Below are 15,826 nucleotides of genomic sequence, written 5' to 3'. Positions count from 1 at the left end.
CGATTGGCGAACGCGTCCCGTCTATCGCGTTCACGCATGCCGTACAATCGTGAGTTCATGTATTTCTGCTTTGCACGACTATGCGCTCACGCACCGCCAAACGACTGACTCCCGACGCCGAAAAGCTGGTCGGCCACGCGCTCGCGCTGGCCGCCTCCGGAAGCCGCATCGAAGACCGCTTCTGGGAAGCCCAGCTCGATACGCTGCTCACACGTGTGCTGCGCAACGGCAACCAGCCGGCCATCGACGCCGCGCTCGACCACCTTCAGGCCAACCACAGCGAAGCCTATGGCGCGCTCGCCGACCTCATCGAGTCGCAAAGCGAATCGGCCGAGCCGGAGGCCGACGATCAGCTCTGGGACGGTCTGCTCGTCGCCATCCCCATTCTTGCGTGGACCCGTTACGCGATTCCTTCGGGGCCGGTGAAGGCCGACGCCCTCATGCCGGTTCGCGCGCATCTTCACGCGCATGTGCTCGCCGAATCGGCACGCGTGGCGATCTCGCCCTACCTGTATAGCATCGATCAACTCCCGCGCACGCATTGCGAGTCCTGGAAAGTCACGCAGCAACTCGTGCAGGCCGCCGTGAGCGGCGCCGAAGTGAAGCAACCGGGCAGCGACCTGCCGGAAACGGCGCCGATCCTCGCCGACCCACGGTTCCTGCTGGCGGCCGTCACCGTGCCCAAGGGCGCACCGATGTTCCGCTGGCAGGAAGCCGGCCCGCGCCACGCAGAGCGGGGGCAATGCCAGGAAGCCTGGTCTGCGCAGGGCGGGCCGAATCTGAATGCCCTGTTGCCGGGCTGCGAGATCGAATGTCTGCTGCCCGACGCTTACTACGCCAGTTGCCGGGAAGCCGACGAACGCATTCGTCCGCACACGATTCGCACCGCGCTGCGCTACCTCGAAGACGTGCTCTCGCTCACCCCGCCGGAGCTGCGCGCCGTTGTCGCGGGCTTCGGCGAGCAGAACATCGACGAGTACCGTATCGGCTTCACACGACGCGGCAGCAACGAGGTGATCTACGGCGTGGTGTGGCCGCTTTACGGCCGTGAGAATGGCGAAGTCGAAGGCGGCGCGCTCGACGAAGTCACCGATCTGCTCAAGGCGTGCGGCATGAACGACATCCGGAAGCACCCCGGGCGCTTCGACCCCGAATATTGCGACGATTGCGGCGTGCCGCTTTATCCCGATCCCGTGGGCGAAGTCGTTCACGCGGAAATGCCGGAAGACGCCGAGCCGAGCCGCCCGCACTTCCACTAACCGGAGACGTTTGCGCGCTTGCGCCCCCGTCTCCTCGTCGCCTCATCGCGCGGCAACCGCCGCACCTCGAACGAAATCGGCCGTGCACTCACCCTGCACGGCCGATTTCATTTGTGATGCGCAACCCGGGCTCGCGCGCGCGGGTCCCGGATCAGCGCGACGGCAACGTCGCCACACAACGATGCAGTCCATGCCCCGAGGCCAGATACTTGCGCTCGAATGGCGTAAGGGGGGCGGTGCCGTCCTGCGGCGTCCACGCTTCGACGTGCGGGCGAACACCGCTCAGCCACTCGACGGCCAACGCAAATTCGTCGATGTAGACGTCCCAGTTGCTGCGGCACTCCAGCACACCGCCGAGCGCGACGACCGTTGGAAATACGGCGTGCGCGTGCCATCGACGCGCGAGCTGGCCGATCTTCGGCCAGGGGTTCGGGTAGAGAATGTAGTGACGCGCCGGGTGAATGCCTGCGTCGTGAAGCTGCCGCCAGAAGTCGACGAGATCGGCGCGCACCCACACGAAATTGTCGGGCCAGACATCGTCCCACCAGTCCTTGCCGCGCACGATGCGGCTCTGCGACTGATCGATACCGATGACGAAATGATCGGGAAATTGCGTGGCGAGCCGCAGCGTGCTCTCGCCCACACCGCACCCGGCGTCGAGGATCAAGGGCGCGCCGCCAGCCTGGCGCCATGCGGCGATTGCCGCATCGAACGCTGCGGCACTATAGGCGGCCAGCGGCTTGCGAAACGGGGCGTCTCGATGACGGCCCACGAGCGCCGCGAGATTGTCGTGCGGACCGGATTGAGCACTGGCTACCGTGCGTGAATTTGCGAACATGCCGAAAAGTGAAAACGTGAGACCAGACGTAACGACAAGCCGTTGCACCGCGCACGAGGCGCGAAGCAAACGCCGCAAACCGAACGCAGTGTGAATGAAAATGCGGCGAAACGTCGCTCTGGCTGGCCTGCATTGTAGCGCGCCGTAACTTTCATGAAGCGCCATATGCGGTGCGAGGGGCGGTGCGAGGGCTTAACGGGCGGGCTTGAGCGGCTTTTTTTCGGTTAAGATGGATGCCGCTTCGCCGCTGTCTTCCAAAATGCGGTCAAGCTTCTTCGCGAGCGGCGCATGCCGACGACCCTGCAAAAGGTGTCCTGCATGCCCGCATTGCTCTGCAATGCTCAGGATCGCCGCATGCAAACGATCCTTACGCCCCCGAGAATACGTCAAGCAATGTCGAATCGATTTTTTCAACGCGCCGCAGGCGTCGTGATGCGAGCCGTGCGCCAGGCCGCCGGCATCGCCGCTGTCGCCGCGCCGCTTTGCCTGTCGGCCTTCACGGCCCCCGCACAGGCCTTCACGCTCGAACAGCATCGCGCGCTGGTCGAGCAGTTCATCAACACCCGTCACGCCGATCCGCTGGTCGCCGACTGCGCGGCACACGCGAGTTTCGTCGTCGCGACACTGCCCGGTTACGAGAGTGTCGAGTACAACGAGACCGCGCTCGATCCGGGACACGCGAAAATCGAACCGTGGAACGGTCCGTTCGACGATCGCAAGCAACGTGTCGACGTCACGCAAATGGTCGAACTCGATGGCGTGGGCAAACGCACGAGCGGGCAGACGGACAACATCCACATTCGCTGCGGATATGCCGATGGCCGCATGATGGGCTTCGACTATACGTCGCCGCTCTCGCAGGTCGAGCAACCCGTCAGGCGCGCGGCACGCGGCAAGGCGTCGCACGCAACGGCGAAGTCGGGCAAGCGTGGCACCACGGCCAAGGCCTCGGGCAGCAAATCGACAGCGAAGTCGTCGTCTGCCAAATCGGGCAGCACGAAGAAGAGCACCGCGAAAAAGAAGAACTGATCGTCGCGCGACGATCGGGCAAGACATCAGGCACGACGCCCCGTGCGCCGCGCTTTGTCGCGTGCGCAGGCGAGCCGTTGCCGGAGCGTCGCCAGGTTGCCGAGGCCGCCCCGCGCGCTCAGCGCTGATCGGCCTGCATCTGTGCCCAGATCGCGGCAAGCATCGAAGCGCCCAGCGCTGCGCTTCGAGCCCCGCTCCATCCGACTTGCGGATCGGGACGATTGGCGTTGTCCTTGAACGGCATTTCGAGCGTGAGCGACAGACAACCGAAGCGATGCGCGACCCACTTCGAGGCGAGCTTGAGTGACTCGGGGCCATGCTTGCCCGGCGGATAGCCGAACTTGTCCTGAAAGTCGAGACTCACCGCCTTGAACCGTTCGCCGAACGCTTTCTCGCGCGCGAGCAGCGCAGGCGTCGCCGACTCCACGCCTTCGTTACCGGCGAGAAACACGTACGGCAGCGCTTCGTCGCCGTGAATGTCGAAGAACATGTCGCAGCCGGTCGCCTCGATTGCGGCACGCACGTGATGGACTTCGGGGCTGCGCGCGAGGTCGGGCGTCAGCCACTCGCGATTGAGGTTCGCGCCCGCCGCGTGGGTGCGCAGATGGCCGCGCGCCGAACCGTCGGGGTTCATGTTCGGCACCACGAAGAACACGGCCTCGTCGAGCAGCGCCGCCGCCAGTGGGTCGCCTGCCCAGTCGCCGGCGCCGAGCAGGCGGCGCAGCATTCCCTCCACGAACCATTCCGCCATCGTCTCGCCGGGATGCTGACGCGCGATCACCCAGATGTGACGCTTGCCGGCGCGCGGTTCGCCGACGGTGAGCAGCGTCATGTCGCGTCCGTCGACGGTCTGCCCCATCGAGTGCGATCGCACCAGCGGCGAATTCTGCGCCGTACCGAGCAACGCCAGATGGCGCTCATCCGGATATGGCTCGAAGTACGCCAGATACACGCTGTCGTGCGCGGGCGTGAACGCCACCGTCATGACCTGCCCGTCATACGACGTCGGCACGCGAAACCACGTCACGCGGTCGTACGACGCCACCGCCCGGTAGTTCTCCCAGCCACGCGGATAGGATGTCTGCCCGGCGTTATCGAACACGATGCGGCACGGCACACCCGCTACCCCCTGCACGCGAAAATGGAACCACTGCGCAAACTCGGCCGCGCCGTCTCGCGCAATACGCACGTGGATGTCGTCGGCACGCTCGGCGCTCACCACCTCGATCGCACCGCTGTCGAATTTGCTGCTGATGTGCACGGTCATGACTTGTCTCGCTGGCAGAAATGAAGCGCCCCGGCTCACTGTCCCGGGGGTGGGCAGATGGCTGGCGTCAGGCCACGCGGCGGCGGAAGATCCACAGCGAATCGTTGGAGACGCTATCGTCGAAGGCGTAACCCTCGGCATCGAAAGCCTTGAGTTGCTGCACATCGGTCACGCCGCGCTCAATGGCGTAGCGAGCCATCAGACCGCGAGCGCGCTTGGCGTAGAAGCTGATGATCTTGTACTTGCCGCTCTTCCAGTCCTCGAACACCGGCGTGATCACCGGCGCTTCGATCAGGCGGCGTTTGACGACCTTGAAATACTCCTCCGATGCCAGATTCACCAGCACGCGGCGCGTTTCGCTGTGCTCGGCGAGCGACGCATTGATCGTTTGCGTCACGCGCTCGCCCCAGAAGGCGTAAAGATCGCGCCCGCGCTTGTTCGCAAAGCGGGTGCCCATTTCGAGGCGATACGGTTGCAGCAGGTCGAGCGGACGCAATACGCCGTACAGCCCCGACAGAATGCGCAGATGCTTCTGGGCGAAGTCGAGTTGCGAGGCGTTGAGCGTGCGCGCGGACAGGCCTTCGTAGACATCGCCGTTGAAAGCGAGCACCGCCTGCTTGGCGTTGGAGGTATCGAAGCGCGGCGACCATTCGGCATAGCGCGTGGCGTTGAGCGCGGCGAGCTGGTCGGAGATGCTCATGAGCGAGCCGACCTGCGCCGGACTCAGTTCACGCAGGCCCTCGATGAGTTCGGCAGCGTCGTCCACGAATTGGGGCACGGTGTGCGTGCTCACGTGAGGCGGCGTTTCGTAGTCGAGCGATTTGGCCGGCGAGAGAACAATTATCATATCGGGTGCAGCGTTCCTGCTTGATCGAGAAACTTTCGAGAAACCGTCATTCTATCCAATGCTTCAAAACGCTGTCGCCACGCCTGCCGACCGGGCCTTCGCCGAGCATCTCGACTCCCTCGCCACACCGCCGCGCGTGGTCCTCGACACCAATGTCTGGATCGATCTGCTGGTGTTCGACGATCCGGTCGCACGGCCGGTGCGCGATGCGCTCGTCGAGCGCCGCCTCACCGCGCTCATGGCCCCCCGCTGCCGCGACGAGCTGGCTATCGTGCTCACCTACCCGCAGTTCGCATCACGCGAACTCGACAACGACGCCGCGCTTGCCTGGGTCGACGCACACACGCATCGAATCGTGGTGCCGGAAGACACCGCCCCGCCCGCGCCGCTGCCCCTTTGCCGCGACCGCGACGATCAGAAATTTCTGGAAGCCGCGCGCGACGGCCATGCGCACTGGCTCGTCAGCAAGGACAAGGCGGTGCTCAAACTGCGCAGCCGCGTGGCGCGCCGGTTCGGCTTCCGGATCGTGACGGCAAGCGCTTTCACGTCGCTGCTCGCCGTGGGCGGATGAGACAGGGCTCGCGGTCTCGCGGTCCCGCGGGATACGGCGCCGGCAGGCGGCGTCGTTACGGGAGATATCCGAAGGCGGGATGGGGACACCCCGGCAGACCGGCTGCCCACAGTCCGGAACACAGTTCGAAACACAGTTCGGAAATGAGGGGCCGACGACCCGGTGCCGCCCGCAGGGATGGCGCGACAGCGGTAGAATGGCGGCCTGATCACTGCATCGTTCCTCGTCAACATGAACGCGCCTCACACTGGATCCACCACGCCAGCGCTGGTTGCCCCGCCGCTCGCGTCGCGCCTGCCGAATGTCGGCACCACCATCTTCACCGTTATGTCGGCGCTGGCCGCCGAGAAGCAGGCGGTGAACCTCGGCCAGGGCTTCCCCGATTTCCCGTGCGATCCGAAGATCGTCGACGCGGTCTCGCGCGCCATGCGCGAAGACCACAACCAATATCCGCCGATGGCGGGCGTGCCGGCGCTGCGTCAGGCCATTGCCGAGAAGATCGGCAAGCTCTATGGGCAGCATTACGACTGGAATACCGAGATCACGGTGACCGCCGGGGCCACACAGGCTCTGCTTACCGCCATTCTGGCGACGGTGCATCCGGGTGACGAAGTGATCGTGTTCGAGCCGACTTACGACAGCTACGTCCCGTCGATCGAACTCGCCGGCGGCAAACCGGTGTTCATCACGCTGGAAGCTCCCGAATTCCGCATTCCGTTCGACAGGCTGGCCGCGGCCATCACGCCGCGCACGCGTCTCATTCTGTTCAACACGCCGCACAACCCGAGCGGCACGGTGTGGCACGAGCAGGACCTCGCGAAGCTGTCCGAGATCGTGGCGGGCACCGACATTCTGCTGATCTCGGATGAGGTCTACGAACATATGGTGTACGACGGCAAGCATCACGAGAGCGTGGCGCGCCATCCGGAACTCGCGCGCCGCAGTTTCATCGTGTCGAGCTTCGGCAAGACCTATCACGTGACAGGCTGGAAAGTCGGTTTCGTCGCCGCACCGGCCGCATTGTCGGCCGAATTCCGCAAGGTGCATCAGTTCAACGTATTCACGGTGAACACGCCCATGCAGGTCGGTCTGGCCGACTACATGCGCGATCCGTCCCCGTATCTCGAACTGTCCGGCTTTTATCAGAAGAAGCGCAATCTATTCCGCGAAGGTCTCGCAAGCACGCGCTTCAAACTGCTGCCGTGCGAAGGCACCTATTTCCAGTGCGTCGATTACAGCGCCATCAGTGACATGAGCGAGGCGGACTTCGCGCTGTGGCTGACACGGGAAATCGGCGTCGCGGCTATTCCGGTCTCGGCCTTCTATCACGAGCCGCACGAGTCGGGCGTGGTGCGCTTCTGTTTCGCCAAGCAGGACGACACACTGCGAGAAGCGCTCGCAAGGCTGGCGAAAGTTTGACGACGCAGGTTTGACGACGGCGTCAGACGACACTGGCGGGCCGAAAAAACGGAAAAACGGCCGCATTTCGAAAAATCTCGAAAATGGCGGCCGTTTCGATTTGCGGCGCCGGCTGCGAAGCCACGCCTGCGGCACACGCCTTGCGGCATTATCCCGCTTTCTTCGCTTGCTGTGCCTGCTGGTAAGCCTTCTGCTCGGCGCGCATGCGCTGAAAGGATTCGCGCTCCGAGAGCATCTTCCCGTAGGCCTTCCAGTCGATGCCTTCGGCATTCAGGAAGTCTTCGCCATAGACGGCTTGCGCGGCCATGCCGAGGATCGGCAAGTGAATGCCCGCGGCAACGTCGACCATCGTGAATGTCTCGCCCGCAACATAAGGGGCGAACCTGGCAATGCGCTTGAACGCGACGATATTACGACGCAGCAGTTTCTCGGTTCGCTCACGCGTGCCTTCCGACACCGTGCCCCCGAAGAACGCCTGCTTGTACACTTCACGCACTACCAGTTCCAGATGCAGTTCGACCATCGTGAGCAGTTCGCGCTCCTTGGCCTGCCGCCACGGATCGGCCGAGAACAGTGCTGGCGTGGGATGCGTCGCTTCGAGGAAGTCGCAGATCACCTGCGATTCGGCCAGAAAGCCCTTCTCCGTTTGCAGATACGGCACCTTGCCGAGCGGCGAGCATTGCAGCATCGGCTCGTCCTGGCAGGGAATGGCTTCGGACTCTTCGAAAGGCAAGCCCTTCTCGTACAGCACAACCTTAACCTTGTTGTAATAGTTGCTGACTGGAAAGCCGTACAGCTTCAACATGATGTCTATATGAACGCGTCCCGTTTGCAACAGTTTTCGCGTGTTTTGATAGACAGGATGGGCTGCAGCTCTATATCCGGCCTCGATGCAGTCGGTACAGTCGCTGCGGGCCCCTATGAAATTCGCTGACTCGCACCTCATTCTCCCGGCGAGCTCAAAGCTCGAGGCATCATTCAGGTTTAGCGAGTCCCGGTCCTACCTGGCTTGTCATCACACTCGATTGCTGCGCAACCTTTCGACGTTCACCCTGTGTTTAAACGTTAATCCTCTACGCAAGCGCTGCCCGTTTAGACGGGTTTCACGCTCACGTATCCCTTCTGGTACTGCCGGTCATGGGCAAGAACTGCCCAGATCGTTCGCGCCATCTTGTTGGCTAACGCGACGATTACGACATTTTTTGGCCGCCGCTTCTGGATTTGTTCGACCCACTCACCGGGCTCTTTCGCATGCGTCAGCACAGATCGTGCACCGTGAATCAGCAGGGTGCGCAGATATGTGTCGCCGCGCTTTGATATGCCATGCAAGTTCACCTTGCCGCCCGAACCCGTCTGCTTCGGCACGATCCCAACCCACGCGGCAAACTCTCGTCCCGAACTGAACGCTTTCGCATCTCCCATCATCGCGACAGCTGCTGTTGCCGTCAGTAATCCAACACCGGGAATCTCGCTGATGGCCTTGACCGCCTTATCCTCTTTCTTCCACTCGCGCATCCGACGCTCGATCTCAGCGATCTGCTCATCAAGCTTCTCCAGTCCGTTCCACTGCGCGCGAAACGTATCGATCAGCACGGCAGGCAAACGCTCCGCAATCCGTTCGAGCACAGCGGGTATTTCCTTATCGAGCTTCGCCCGACTCTTGCCCATCACTTCACCGTATTCCGTTAGCAGCCCTCGCAGAGCATTAATCTGCATCGTGCGAAATTTGATCAGTTGCTGTCTCATCCGGTGCAGCCCCAGCATGGCTTGCTGCATTTCGGTCTTTACTGCGACCGGCTTGCCCGGCTGCTGCACGGCCAGCCAGATCGCCTTCGCATCAGCCGCATCGCTCTTGTTCCTGATGTTGAAAGCCTTTACGAACTCCCCCGGCATCAGCTTCACCTCGTGGCCCAGCTTCGCGAGTTGCCGGGCCCAGTGGTGCGCACCACCGCACGCTTCCATCCCGATCAGGCACGGCGCTCGGTTCGCAAAATGCTCAAGGAACTTTGCCCGCTTGATCGGCTTGTTCACGATCTCGCCAGTTTCCTGATCGACGTAATGCACTTGGAACACACTTTTCGCGATGTCTACACCCACTGCCGTACAATTCACTCGGATCCTCCGGTTGCTTTGGAAAACTTCGTATTTTCCACTTTGGGCACATCGATGCCGTTGGCCCGTGAGGATCCACCTTCCTTTGCTCACTCGGTCACGGGGTGGGACGCGTTCATTTCATTCTCCCATGTGAGTGAGCCGGCGTTTGCGTTCCGTTTCGCGACCTGTTTCGCGACCTGATTCACGACCTGATTCACGACTGGTTTGCGACCCGATTCCGAGCGCCGGTTACCGCAAGTGTACCGTTACCGGACACAGGTCCGGGAACGGAATGCGGATGAGACGTCCCGAATTCCGCCCCACCTCCCTCCCGTGCCGTTGCCCTCGCCGACCGCGCAGCGGAACAATCGCTGGCAACGGCGGCAAGATCGGCGACAATAGCCGCAACGCGATTTGGGCATCGGTTTGCATCGCCCATCGACTCGGCAGGAAATTCATTTCCCGACCGACCGGTCGGACGGTAGAATGGCAAGTCACGTGGAAGACGCGACGCTGACGCGCTGCGTCAACGCTGTTCGCCGTCTGGCAACGCCCTTCGAAACGATACCGATCGACGACAATCGACACCAACTTCGAGACAATCCGAATGACCGCCTCCCCCTCGTCAACCTCCCCGGCCACCGCCGGTAAAGCCATCGAAGTACTGGGCATCGTCGGCGCCGGCGCCATGGGCCGGGGCATCGCCCAGATCGCCGCTCAGGCCGGTTTGCGTGTGAAGCTGTACGACACCAATGCGAACGCCGTACAAGCCGCGCTGGATGCCCTGCGCGACACGCTGGACAAGCTCGCCGCCAAGGGCAAGATCGAGGCGTCGAGTGTCGAGGCGACGATGGACCGCTTGCAGGCCTGCCACGCGCTGGACGATCTGGCGGATTGCCAGTTGGTCGTCGAAGCCATCGTCGAGAAGCTCGACGTGAAGCGCGACCTGTTCCGTTCGCTCGAAGGGATTGTGGCCCCCGACGCGATTCTGGCGTCCAACACGTCGTCGCTGTCGATTACGGCCATCGCCGCCGCATGCGAGCGTCCGGCGCGCGTGGCCGGTTACCACTTCTTCAATCCGGTGCCGCTCATGAAGGTGGTCGAGGTCATCGACGGCCTGCGCACCGCACCGGAAGTCGGCGACGCCCTGCTTGCTCTCGGCCAGCGCATGGGCCACACGGCGGTGCGCTGCAAGGACATGCCCGGCTTCATCGTCAACCACGCCGGGCGCGGCATGAACACCGAAGGGCTGCGCGTGGCCAGCGAGGGCGTCGCCAGTTTCGCCGATATCGACCGCATCCTGCGCGAGCAGGCGGGCTTCCGTCTCGGGACCTTCGAACTGCTCGATCTCACGGCACTCGACGTGTCGCATCCGGTGATGGAGTCGATCTATCACCAGTTCTACGAAGAAGCGCGTTTCCGACCCTCGCCGATTACCGCCGTGCGATTCGCTGGCGGGCTGCTCGGCCGCAAGGTCGGCGAAGGTTTCTATCGCTATGTCGATGGCAAGCAGCAGGTGCCGCCCGAAGCCCCGGCGCCCGACACGCTGCCCGCGAGTGTCTGGGTGAGCCGTGCCGACACGCGCGGTTTCGCGGCCGTTGTCGAATGGCTCGGTGCGACGGGGGTGACCATCGAAAGCGGCGACAAGCCGTCGGACACGGCGCTGATCGTCGTGACGCCGCTCGGTCTGGACGCCACGACGTGCGCCGTCGAACAAGGTCTGGACGCCACCCGCACGGTCGCCATCGATACGCTGCTGCCGCTCGCCGGTGCGAAGCGCCACACACTCATGACGACGCCGGTCACCAGCGCCGAGGCGCGCAACGCCGCACATGCCCTGTTCGCCCACGGCGGCACGCCTGTCACCGTGATTCGCGACTCGGCAGGTTTCGTTGCGCAACGCGTGATCGCCACCATCGTGAATATCGGCGCGGACATCGCGCAACAGCGCATTGCCACGCCGGGCGACATCGACCGCGCCGTGACGCTGGGCCTGGGCTACGCCAAGGGGCCGCTCGCCCTGGGCGATGCGGTCGGTGCGCGTCAGTTGCTCACCGTGCTGCGCAATCTGCAATCGTTCTACGGCGACCCGCGTTATCGCCCGTCGCCGTGGCTCACGCGCCGCGCCCAGCTCGGCGTGTCGCTGCTCACCGAAGAACAGTGATCCGGAGACTCCATCGATGGCTGCCGAACTGCTCGCCGAACGCGTCGACCAGACGCTGGTACTGACGCTGTCCAATCCCGGCGCCCGCAACGCGCTGCATCCGGACATGTATGCCGCCGGCGTCGAGGCGCTGGCGACTGCCGAGCGCGACGCCTCGGTGCGCGCCGTGGTGCTCACCGGTGCCGACAATTTCTTCTGCGCCGGCGGCAATCTGAACCGTCTTCTGGAAAACCGCCAGAAGGATCCGTCGGTGCAGGCCGCGAGCATCGACGCGCTGGCTGAATGGATCGAAGCGCTGCGGGCCTGCCCGAAGCCGATCATCGCCGCCGTCGAAGGCGCGGCGGCCGGTGCGGGTTTCTCGCTCGCGCTCGCGTGCGACCTGCTCGTCGCGGCCGACAATGCCAAGTTCGTGATGGCGTACGTCAAGGTCGGCCTCACGCCCGACGGCGGCGGCTCGTGGTTTCTGTCGCAGGCGCTCCCGCGTGCGCTGGCCACGGAAATCCTGCTCGAAGGCAAGCCGGTGTCTGCGGCGCGTCTGGCGACGGCAGGTGTCGTCAATCGCGTCGTCGCGCCAGGTCAGGCGCGCGCCGAAGCGCTGAACTGGGCGACGGATCTCGCACAGCTTTCGCCGAACGCCGTGGGCCGTATCAAGTCGCTCGTCGAGAGCGGCGCGAGCGAGTCGCTCACGTCGCAACTCGGTGCGGAGCGCGACAACTTCGTTGCCTCGCTGCATCATGCCGACGGTCTGGAAGGAATCAGCGCCTTCCTCGAAAAACGTCCGGCAAAATACACCTGATCGCATGACCCCTCGACGGCGTGCACGAACGTCCCGTGTACGCCGCCGGTCAATGCGCTGCACCAGCGAATACCGTCTGCCGGCCCCCGTTCAGGAGAATTACCGCATGAGTTCACTCGGCCATCTCGGCCCCGACGCCGCTGCGCTGGCATTCACCCCGCCCGCGCGTCGCCGCATCTATCTGATGCGCCACGGCGACGTCACTTACTTCGACGACAGCGGCAAACCCATCGACGCCGATAACGTTGCGCTCAACGAACGGGGACGCGAGCAGGCGAGCGCTGCCGGACGGGCCTTCGCCGCCGAAGGCATTCGCTTCGATCGCGTGATCGTCAGCGGCCTGCCCCGCACCCGGGAGACGGCCATGCGGGTCCTCGCCGAGACCGGCCAACAGATCGACATCGAGACGTGGACGTGCTGGCAGGAGATTCGCGCGGGCAGCATCTCGCATCTGCCGCCCGCCGAAATGGCACAGGCATTTCTGAGTGCTTTTGACGGTCTGGTACCGGAGGCCACCCGTTTCATGAACGGTGAATCGGTGAGCGAACTGCTCGACCGCGTGGTGCCCCCGTTGAAGGAATTGCGCGACGACAAGTCGTGGGACACCGTGCTGCTGGTATTGCATGGCGGCGTGAATCGCGCGATTCTGTCGCATGCCATGCACCCGCAGGGACGCCTCTTCCTCGGTCAGCTCGCCCAGACACCCGCGTGCATCAATGCGCTGGATGTCGGCGACAGGCCTGACGACTGGGTCGTGCGCCTCATGAACTACGCACCGCCCCAGCCATTGCATCGCGACAACCGGCTTACGGTCATGGAGAAGATTTTCGCGTCGTTCCTGCAATCGCGCCGAAACCGCTGAGTGGCCGGCTTGCCGAATCGCCAGGCTGTCCGGATTCGGCATGCGTCAGGCAGGCAACGGCGAAGCGCTTCGGCCTGACCCGCCACGCCGCACCCGCGCAATACACGCCACGCAGCGCGCCGCGAGTCCCTCCTGCGGCGCGCACGAACAACGGCAAGACCCACGAGTCGGTCCCAATCAACGCAGCACCGGAAATGCAGGAGACAGCATGGCCGAGGAGCTTGTACAGGACTTTTCCGCCTTTGCAGGCGAGCGTGCACCGGGCGAGCGCCTGCCCTTCGACGCCGCGGCACTCGAGCGCTGGCTCGCCACCCACGTCGACGGCTTTGCCGGGCCACTCACCGTCACGCAATTCAACGGCGGCCAGTCCAATCCCACCTATCGTCTGACGACCCCTGGCGTCGCATACGTGCTGCGCACCAAGCCGGCGCCCGCCGCGAAACTGCTGCCCTCGGCACACGCCATCGAGCGAGAGTATCGCGTGATGCACGCGCTGGCGGGCACCGACGTCCCCGTGGCGCGCATGCGCGGTCTTTGCGAAGACGAGAGCGTGATCGGACTGGCGTTCTACGTCATGGATTTCGTGGACGGGCGTGTGCTGTGGGACCCGGCGCTGCCGGGTATGACGCCCGCCGGGCGCAGCGAAATCTACGACGAGATGAATCGCGTCGTTGCGGCGCTGCATCAGGTGGACTATCGCGCGATCGGTCTCGAATCGTACGGCAAGCCCGGCGACTACATCGCGCGCCAAATCGCCCGCTGGAGCAAGCAGTATCGTGCCTCGGAGACGGATCGCATCGAGGCGATGGACCGCCTCATCGACTGGCTGCCCGCCCATCTGCCCCCCTTCACGCCCGACACCCCTGAGCGCACGACCATCGTCCATGGCGACTTCCGTCTCGACAACCTGATTTTCCATCCCACCGAGCCGCGCGTGCTCGCCGTGCTCGACTGGGAACTCTCGACGTTGGGCGATCCGCTCGCCGACTTCAGTTATCACTGCATGGCGTGGCACGTGAGTCCGGGCGTTTTCCGCGGCATTGCCGGACTGGACTGGCAAGCGCTGGGCATTCCGCACGAACACGCGTACATCCGCCGATACAGTGAGCGCACCGGTATCGCGCCGCCCGCGCAGTGGCATTTTTATCTTGCGTACAACATGTTTCGCACCGCGGCAATCCTGCAGGGGATCATGAAACGCGCGAGCGAAGGCACCGCCGCCAGCCGGCAGGCGCTCGACGCGGGCAAACGGGCGCGTCCGATGGCGGAGCTCGCATGGCAATACGCGCAGCGTGCCGAACACGGCGGCCTTTGCGAACACGCGCGCGACGCCTAACGCGCGTGTCCGTCCGGCCGCCAGCACGCACCCGGCCGCGTGCGTCCTTATCGATACCGACAGTCACCGAACGGAGATCCCATGGATTTCAGCTACAGTCCGAAAGTCCAGGCGTTGCGCGAACGTCTCTCGGCGTTCTTCGACGAACACATCTTTCCCAACGAGCAGCGCTACCTCGAAGCGGTCGAGATCGCCCGGCGCAATGGCGACGCGTGGCAGCCGTCCCCCGTCATCGAGCGCCTCAAGCCGCTCGCGCAACAGGCGGGTCTGTGGAATCTGTTCCTGCCCGATTCGGGGCGTGGCGCGGGCCTCACCAATGTCGAATACGCTCCGCTGTGCGAGATCATGGGGCAGGTGCCATGGGCGCCCGAAGTCTTCAACTGCAACGCGCCGGACACCGGCAACATGGAGACGCTGGAGCGCTACGCCACTGATGCCCAGAAAGCCCAGTGGCTCGAACCGCTGCTGCGCGGCGAGATTCGCTCGGCGTTTCTGATGACGGAGCCGGACGTCGCGTCGAGCGACGCCACCAACGTGCAATGCCACATCCGGCGCGACGGCGACGACTATGTGGTCAATGGGCGCAAATGGTGGTCGACGGGCGCAGGGGACCCGCGCTGCGCACTGTACATCGTCATGGGAAAGACCGACCCGGACGCACCGAAACACGCCCAGCAGTCGATGATCCTCATCCCGGCCGACACGAAGGGCATTTCGCGCGTACGCCCGCTCACCGTCTTCGGTTACGACGACGCACCGCACGGTCACATGGAAATCGCCCTCGACGACGTGCGCGTGCCTGCCAGCAACCTCCTGCTCGGCGAAGGACGGGGCTTCGAAATCGCGCAGGGCCGCCTCGGCCCGGGCCGCATCCATCATTGCATGCGACTCGTCGGGCTGGCCGAGCGCGCCCTGTCGCTGATGTGCCGGCGCACGCTCTCGCGCGTGGCGTTCGGCAAGCCGATTGCGGCGCAAGGCGTGACACGCGAGCGCATCGGCGAGGCGCGCTGCCTGATCGAACAGGCCCGTCTGCTTACGCTCAAGGCCGCCTACATGATGGATACCGTCGGCAACAAGGCGGCGCGCGCCGAAATCGCCATGATCAAGGTCGTCGCGCCCAACATGGCCTGTCAGGTGATCGACTGGGCGATTCAGGCGCACGGGGCCGCGGGACTCTCCGGCGACTTCCCGCTGGCCTATGCATTTGCCAGCGCGCGGACACTGCGCTTCGCCGACGGTCCGGACGAAGTCCATCGCAACGCGATCGCAAAACTGGAACTGGCGAAGCACGTGGCCTGAGCGCACGCGAAAAAACGTTCTGTGGTGTAATTTCCCGGCAGCCGT

At 64.1% G+C, this 15,826-nt stretch carries 14 protein-coding genes; 9 read left to right on the top strand and 5 right to left on the bottom strand.

Features of this window, described 5'->3' with window-relative positions:
• Window positions 1-80 precede the first annotated feature (80 nt).
• Window positions 81-1,259, top strand: coding sequence for a DUF2863 family protein (locus AB870_RS08435; protein ID WP_047907658.1), 1,179 nt, complete (start codon window positions 81-83; stop codon window positions 1,257-1,259).
• A 151-nt stretch (window positions 1,260-1,410) separates the two neighbouring features.
• Here the strand turns inward: AB870_RS08435 and trmB are convergent, their stop codons facing one another.
• Entirely contained in the window at window positions 1,411-2,097 is a 687-nt protein-coding gene (gene trmB / locus AB870_RS08430; RefSeq protein ID WP_047907657.1) for a tRNA (guanine(46)-N(7))-methyltransferase TrmB, read from the bottom strand.
• Between the two features lie 432 nt (window positions 2,098-2,529).
• Between trmB and AB870_RS08425 the strand changes: the two genes are divergently transcribed.
• Window positions 2,530-3,126, top strand: a complete 597-nt coding sequence (locus tag AB870_RS08425; RefSeq protein WP_047908980.1) for a BspC domain-containing protein — start codon at window positions 2,530-2,532, stop codon at window positions 3,124-3,126.
• 118 nt (window positions 3,127-3,244) lie between these two features.
• Here the strand turns inward: AB870_RS08425 and AB870_RS08420 are convergent, their stop codons facing one another.
• Together AB870_RS08420 and yaaA are read right to left on the bottom strand one after the other, a co-directional pair.
• Complete coding sequence (locus tag AB870_RS08420) at window positions 3,245-4,393, bottom strand: M14 family metallopeptidase (RefSeq protein ID WP_047907656.1); 1,149 nt, start codon at window positions 4,391-4,393, stop codon at window positions 3,245-3,247.
• A 67-nt stretch (window positions 4,394-4,460) separates the two neighbouring features.
• The gene (yaaA, locus tag AB870_RS08415) at window positions 4,461-5,240 is read right to left on the bottom strand and encodes a peroxide stress protein YaaA (protein WP_047907655.1); all 780 of its coding nucleotides are present in this window, start codon (window positions 5,238-5,240) and stop codon (window positions 4,461-4,463) included.
• A 58-nt stretch (window positions 5,241-5,298) separates the two neighbouring features.
• Here yaaA and AB870_RS08410 point away from each other — a divergent pair, with 58 nt between their 5' ends.
• A complete protein-coding gene (locus tag AB870_RS08410) occupies window positions 5,299-5,811 on the top strand; it encodes a putative toxin-antitoxin system toxin component, PIN family (protein ID WP_084663458.1) in 513 nt (170 codons plus the stop codon).
• Window positions 5,812-6,042: 231 nt separating this feature from the next.
• Window positions 6,043-7,230, top strand: coding sequence for a pyridoxal phosphate-dependent aminotransferase (locus tag AB870_RS08405; protein WP_047907654.1), 1,188 nt, complete (start codon window positions 6,043-6,045; stop codon window positions 7,228-7,230).
• Between the two features lie 148 nt (window positions 7,231-7,378).
• Here the strand turns inward: AB870_RS08405 and AB870_RS08400 are convergent, their stop codons facing one another.
• Window positions 7,379-8,035, bottom strand: a complete 657-nt coding sequence (locus tag AB870_RS08400) for a glutathione S-transferase family protein (RefSeq protein ID WP_047907653.1) — start codon at window positions 8,033-8,035, stop codon at window positions 7,379-7,381.
• 287 nt (window positions 8,036-8,322) lie between these two features.
• Window positions 8,323-9,342, bottom strand: coding sequence for an IS110 family RNA-guided transposase (locus tag AB870_RS08395; RefSeq protein ID WP_047905322.1), 1,020 nt, complete (start codon window positions 9,340-9,342; stop codon window positions 8,323-8,325).
• A 589-nt stretch (window positions 9,343-9,931) separates the two neighbouring features.
• Between AB870_RS08395 and AB870_RS08390 the strand changes: the two genes are divergently transcribed.
• The 5 genes from AB870_RS08390 (at window position 9,932) to AB870_RS08370 (ending at window position 15,781) form a co-directional block, all read left to right on the top strand.
• A complete protein-coding gene (locus AB870_RS08390) occupies window positions 9,932-11,488 on the top strand; it encodes a 3-hydroxyacyl-CoA dehydrogenase (RefSeq protein WP_047907652.1) in 1,557 nt (518 codons plus the stop codon).
• Between the two features lie 16 nt (window positions 11,489-11,504).
• Window positions 11,505-12,284: an oxepin-CoA hydrolase, alternative type gene (locus tag AB870_RS08385; protein ID WP_047907651.1), complete on the top strand. Its 780-nt coding sequence runs from the start codon at window positions 11,505-11,507 to the stop codon at window positions 12,282-12,284.
• A 106-nt stretch (window positions 12,285-12,390) separates the two neighbouring features.
• On the top strand, window positions 12,391-13,146 hold the full coding sequence (locus AB870_RS08380; RefSeq protein WP_047908978.1) for a histidine phosphatase family protein: 756 nt from the start codon (window positions 12,391-12,393) through the stop codon (window positions 13,144-13,146).
• Between the two features lie 208 nt (window positions 13,147-13,354).
• Window positions 13,355-14,482 carry a phosphotransferase gene (locus AB870_RS08375; RefSeq protein ID WP_047907650.1) on the top strand — a complete coding sequence of 376 codons (1,128 nt, stop codon included), beginning with the start codon at window positions 13,355-13,357 and terminating at the stop codon, window positions 14,480-14,482.
• Between the two features lie 81 nt (window positions 14,483-14,563).
• Window positions 14,564-15,781 (top strand): acyl-CoA dehydrogenase family protein, encoded by a 1,218-nt coding sequence (locus tag AB870_RS08370; RefSeq protein WP_047907649.1) that lies wholly within the window; start codon window positions 14,564-14,566, stop codon window positions 15,779-15,781.
• Window positions 15,782-15,826: the final 45 nt, after the last annotated feature.

This window comes from Pandoraea faecigallinarum (assembly GCF_001029105.3).
Lineage (GTDB): Bacteria > Pseudomonadota > Gammaproteobacteria > Burkholderiales > Burkholderiaceae > Pandoraea > Pandoraea faecigallinarum.
Note: the sequence above shows the minus strand (reverse complement) of the source record. Positions and strands in the feature narration are given on the sequence as shown.

What these genes read in the sequence shown, in the direction of transcription:
- AB870_RS08435 (WP_047907658.1), top strand. Translation starts at nt 81, where the DNA reads ATGCGCTCACGCACCGCCAAACGACTGACTCCCGACGCCGAAAAGCTG.
- trmB (WP_047907657.1), bottom strand. Translation starts at nt 2,097, where the DNA reads ATGTTCGCAAATTCACGCACGGTAGCCAGTGCTCAATCCGGTCCGCAC.
- AB870_RS08425 (WP_047908980.1), top strand. Translation starts at nt 2,530, where the DNA reads ATGCGAGCCGTGCGCCAGGCCGCCGGCATCGCCGCTGTCGCCGCGCCG.
- AB870_RS08420 (WP_047907656.1), bottom strand. Translation starts at nt 4,393, where the DNA reads ATGACCGTGCACATCAGCAGCAAATTCGACAGCGGTGCGATCGAGGTG.
- yaaA (WP_047907655.1), bottom strand. Translation starts at nt 5,240, where the DNA reads ATGATAATTGTTCTCTCGCCGGCCAAATCGCTCGACTACGAAACGCCG.
- AB870_RS08410 (WP_084663458.1), top strand. Translation starts at nt 5,299, where the DNA reads ATGCTTCAAAACGCTGTCGCCACGCCTGCCGACCGGGCCTTCGCCGAG.
- AB870_RS08405 (WP_047907654.1), top strand. Translation starts at nt 6,043, where the DNA reads ATGAACGCGCCTCACACTGGATCCACCACGCCAGCGCTGGTTGCCCCG.
- AB870_RS08400 (WP_047907653.1), bottom strand. Translation starts at nt 8,035, where the DNA reads ATGTTGAAGCTGTACGGCTTTCCAGTCAGCAACTATTACAACAAGGTT.
- AB870_RS08390 (WP_047907652.1), top strand. Translation starts at nt 9,932, where the DNA reads ATGACCGCCTCCCCCTCGTCAACCTCCCCGGCCACCGCCGGTAAAGCC.
- AB870_RS08385 (WP_047907651.1), top strand. Translation starts at nt 11,505, where the DNA reads ATGGCTGCCGAACTGCTCGCCGAACGCGTCGACCAGACGCTGGTACTG.
- AB870_RS08380 (WP_047908978.1), top strand. Translation starts at nt 12,391, where the DNA reads ATGAGTTCACTCGGCCATCTCGGCCCCGACGCCGCTGCGCTGGCATTC.
- AB870_RS08375 (WP_047907650.1), top strand. Translation starts at nt 13,355, where the DNA reads ATGGCCGAGGAGCTTGTACAGGACTTTTCCGCCTTTGCAGGCGAGCGT.
- AB870_RS08370 (WP_047907649.1), top strand. Translation starts at nt 14,564, where the DNA reads ATGGATTTCAGCTACAGTCCGAAAGTCCAGGCGTTGCGCGAACGTCTC.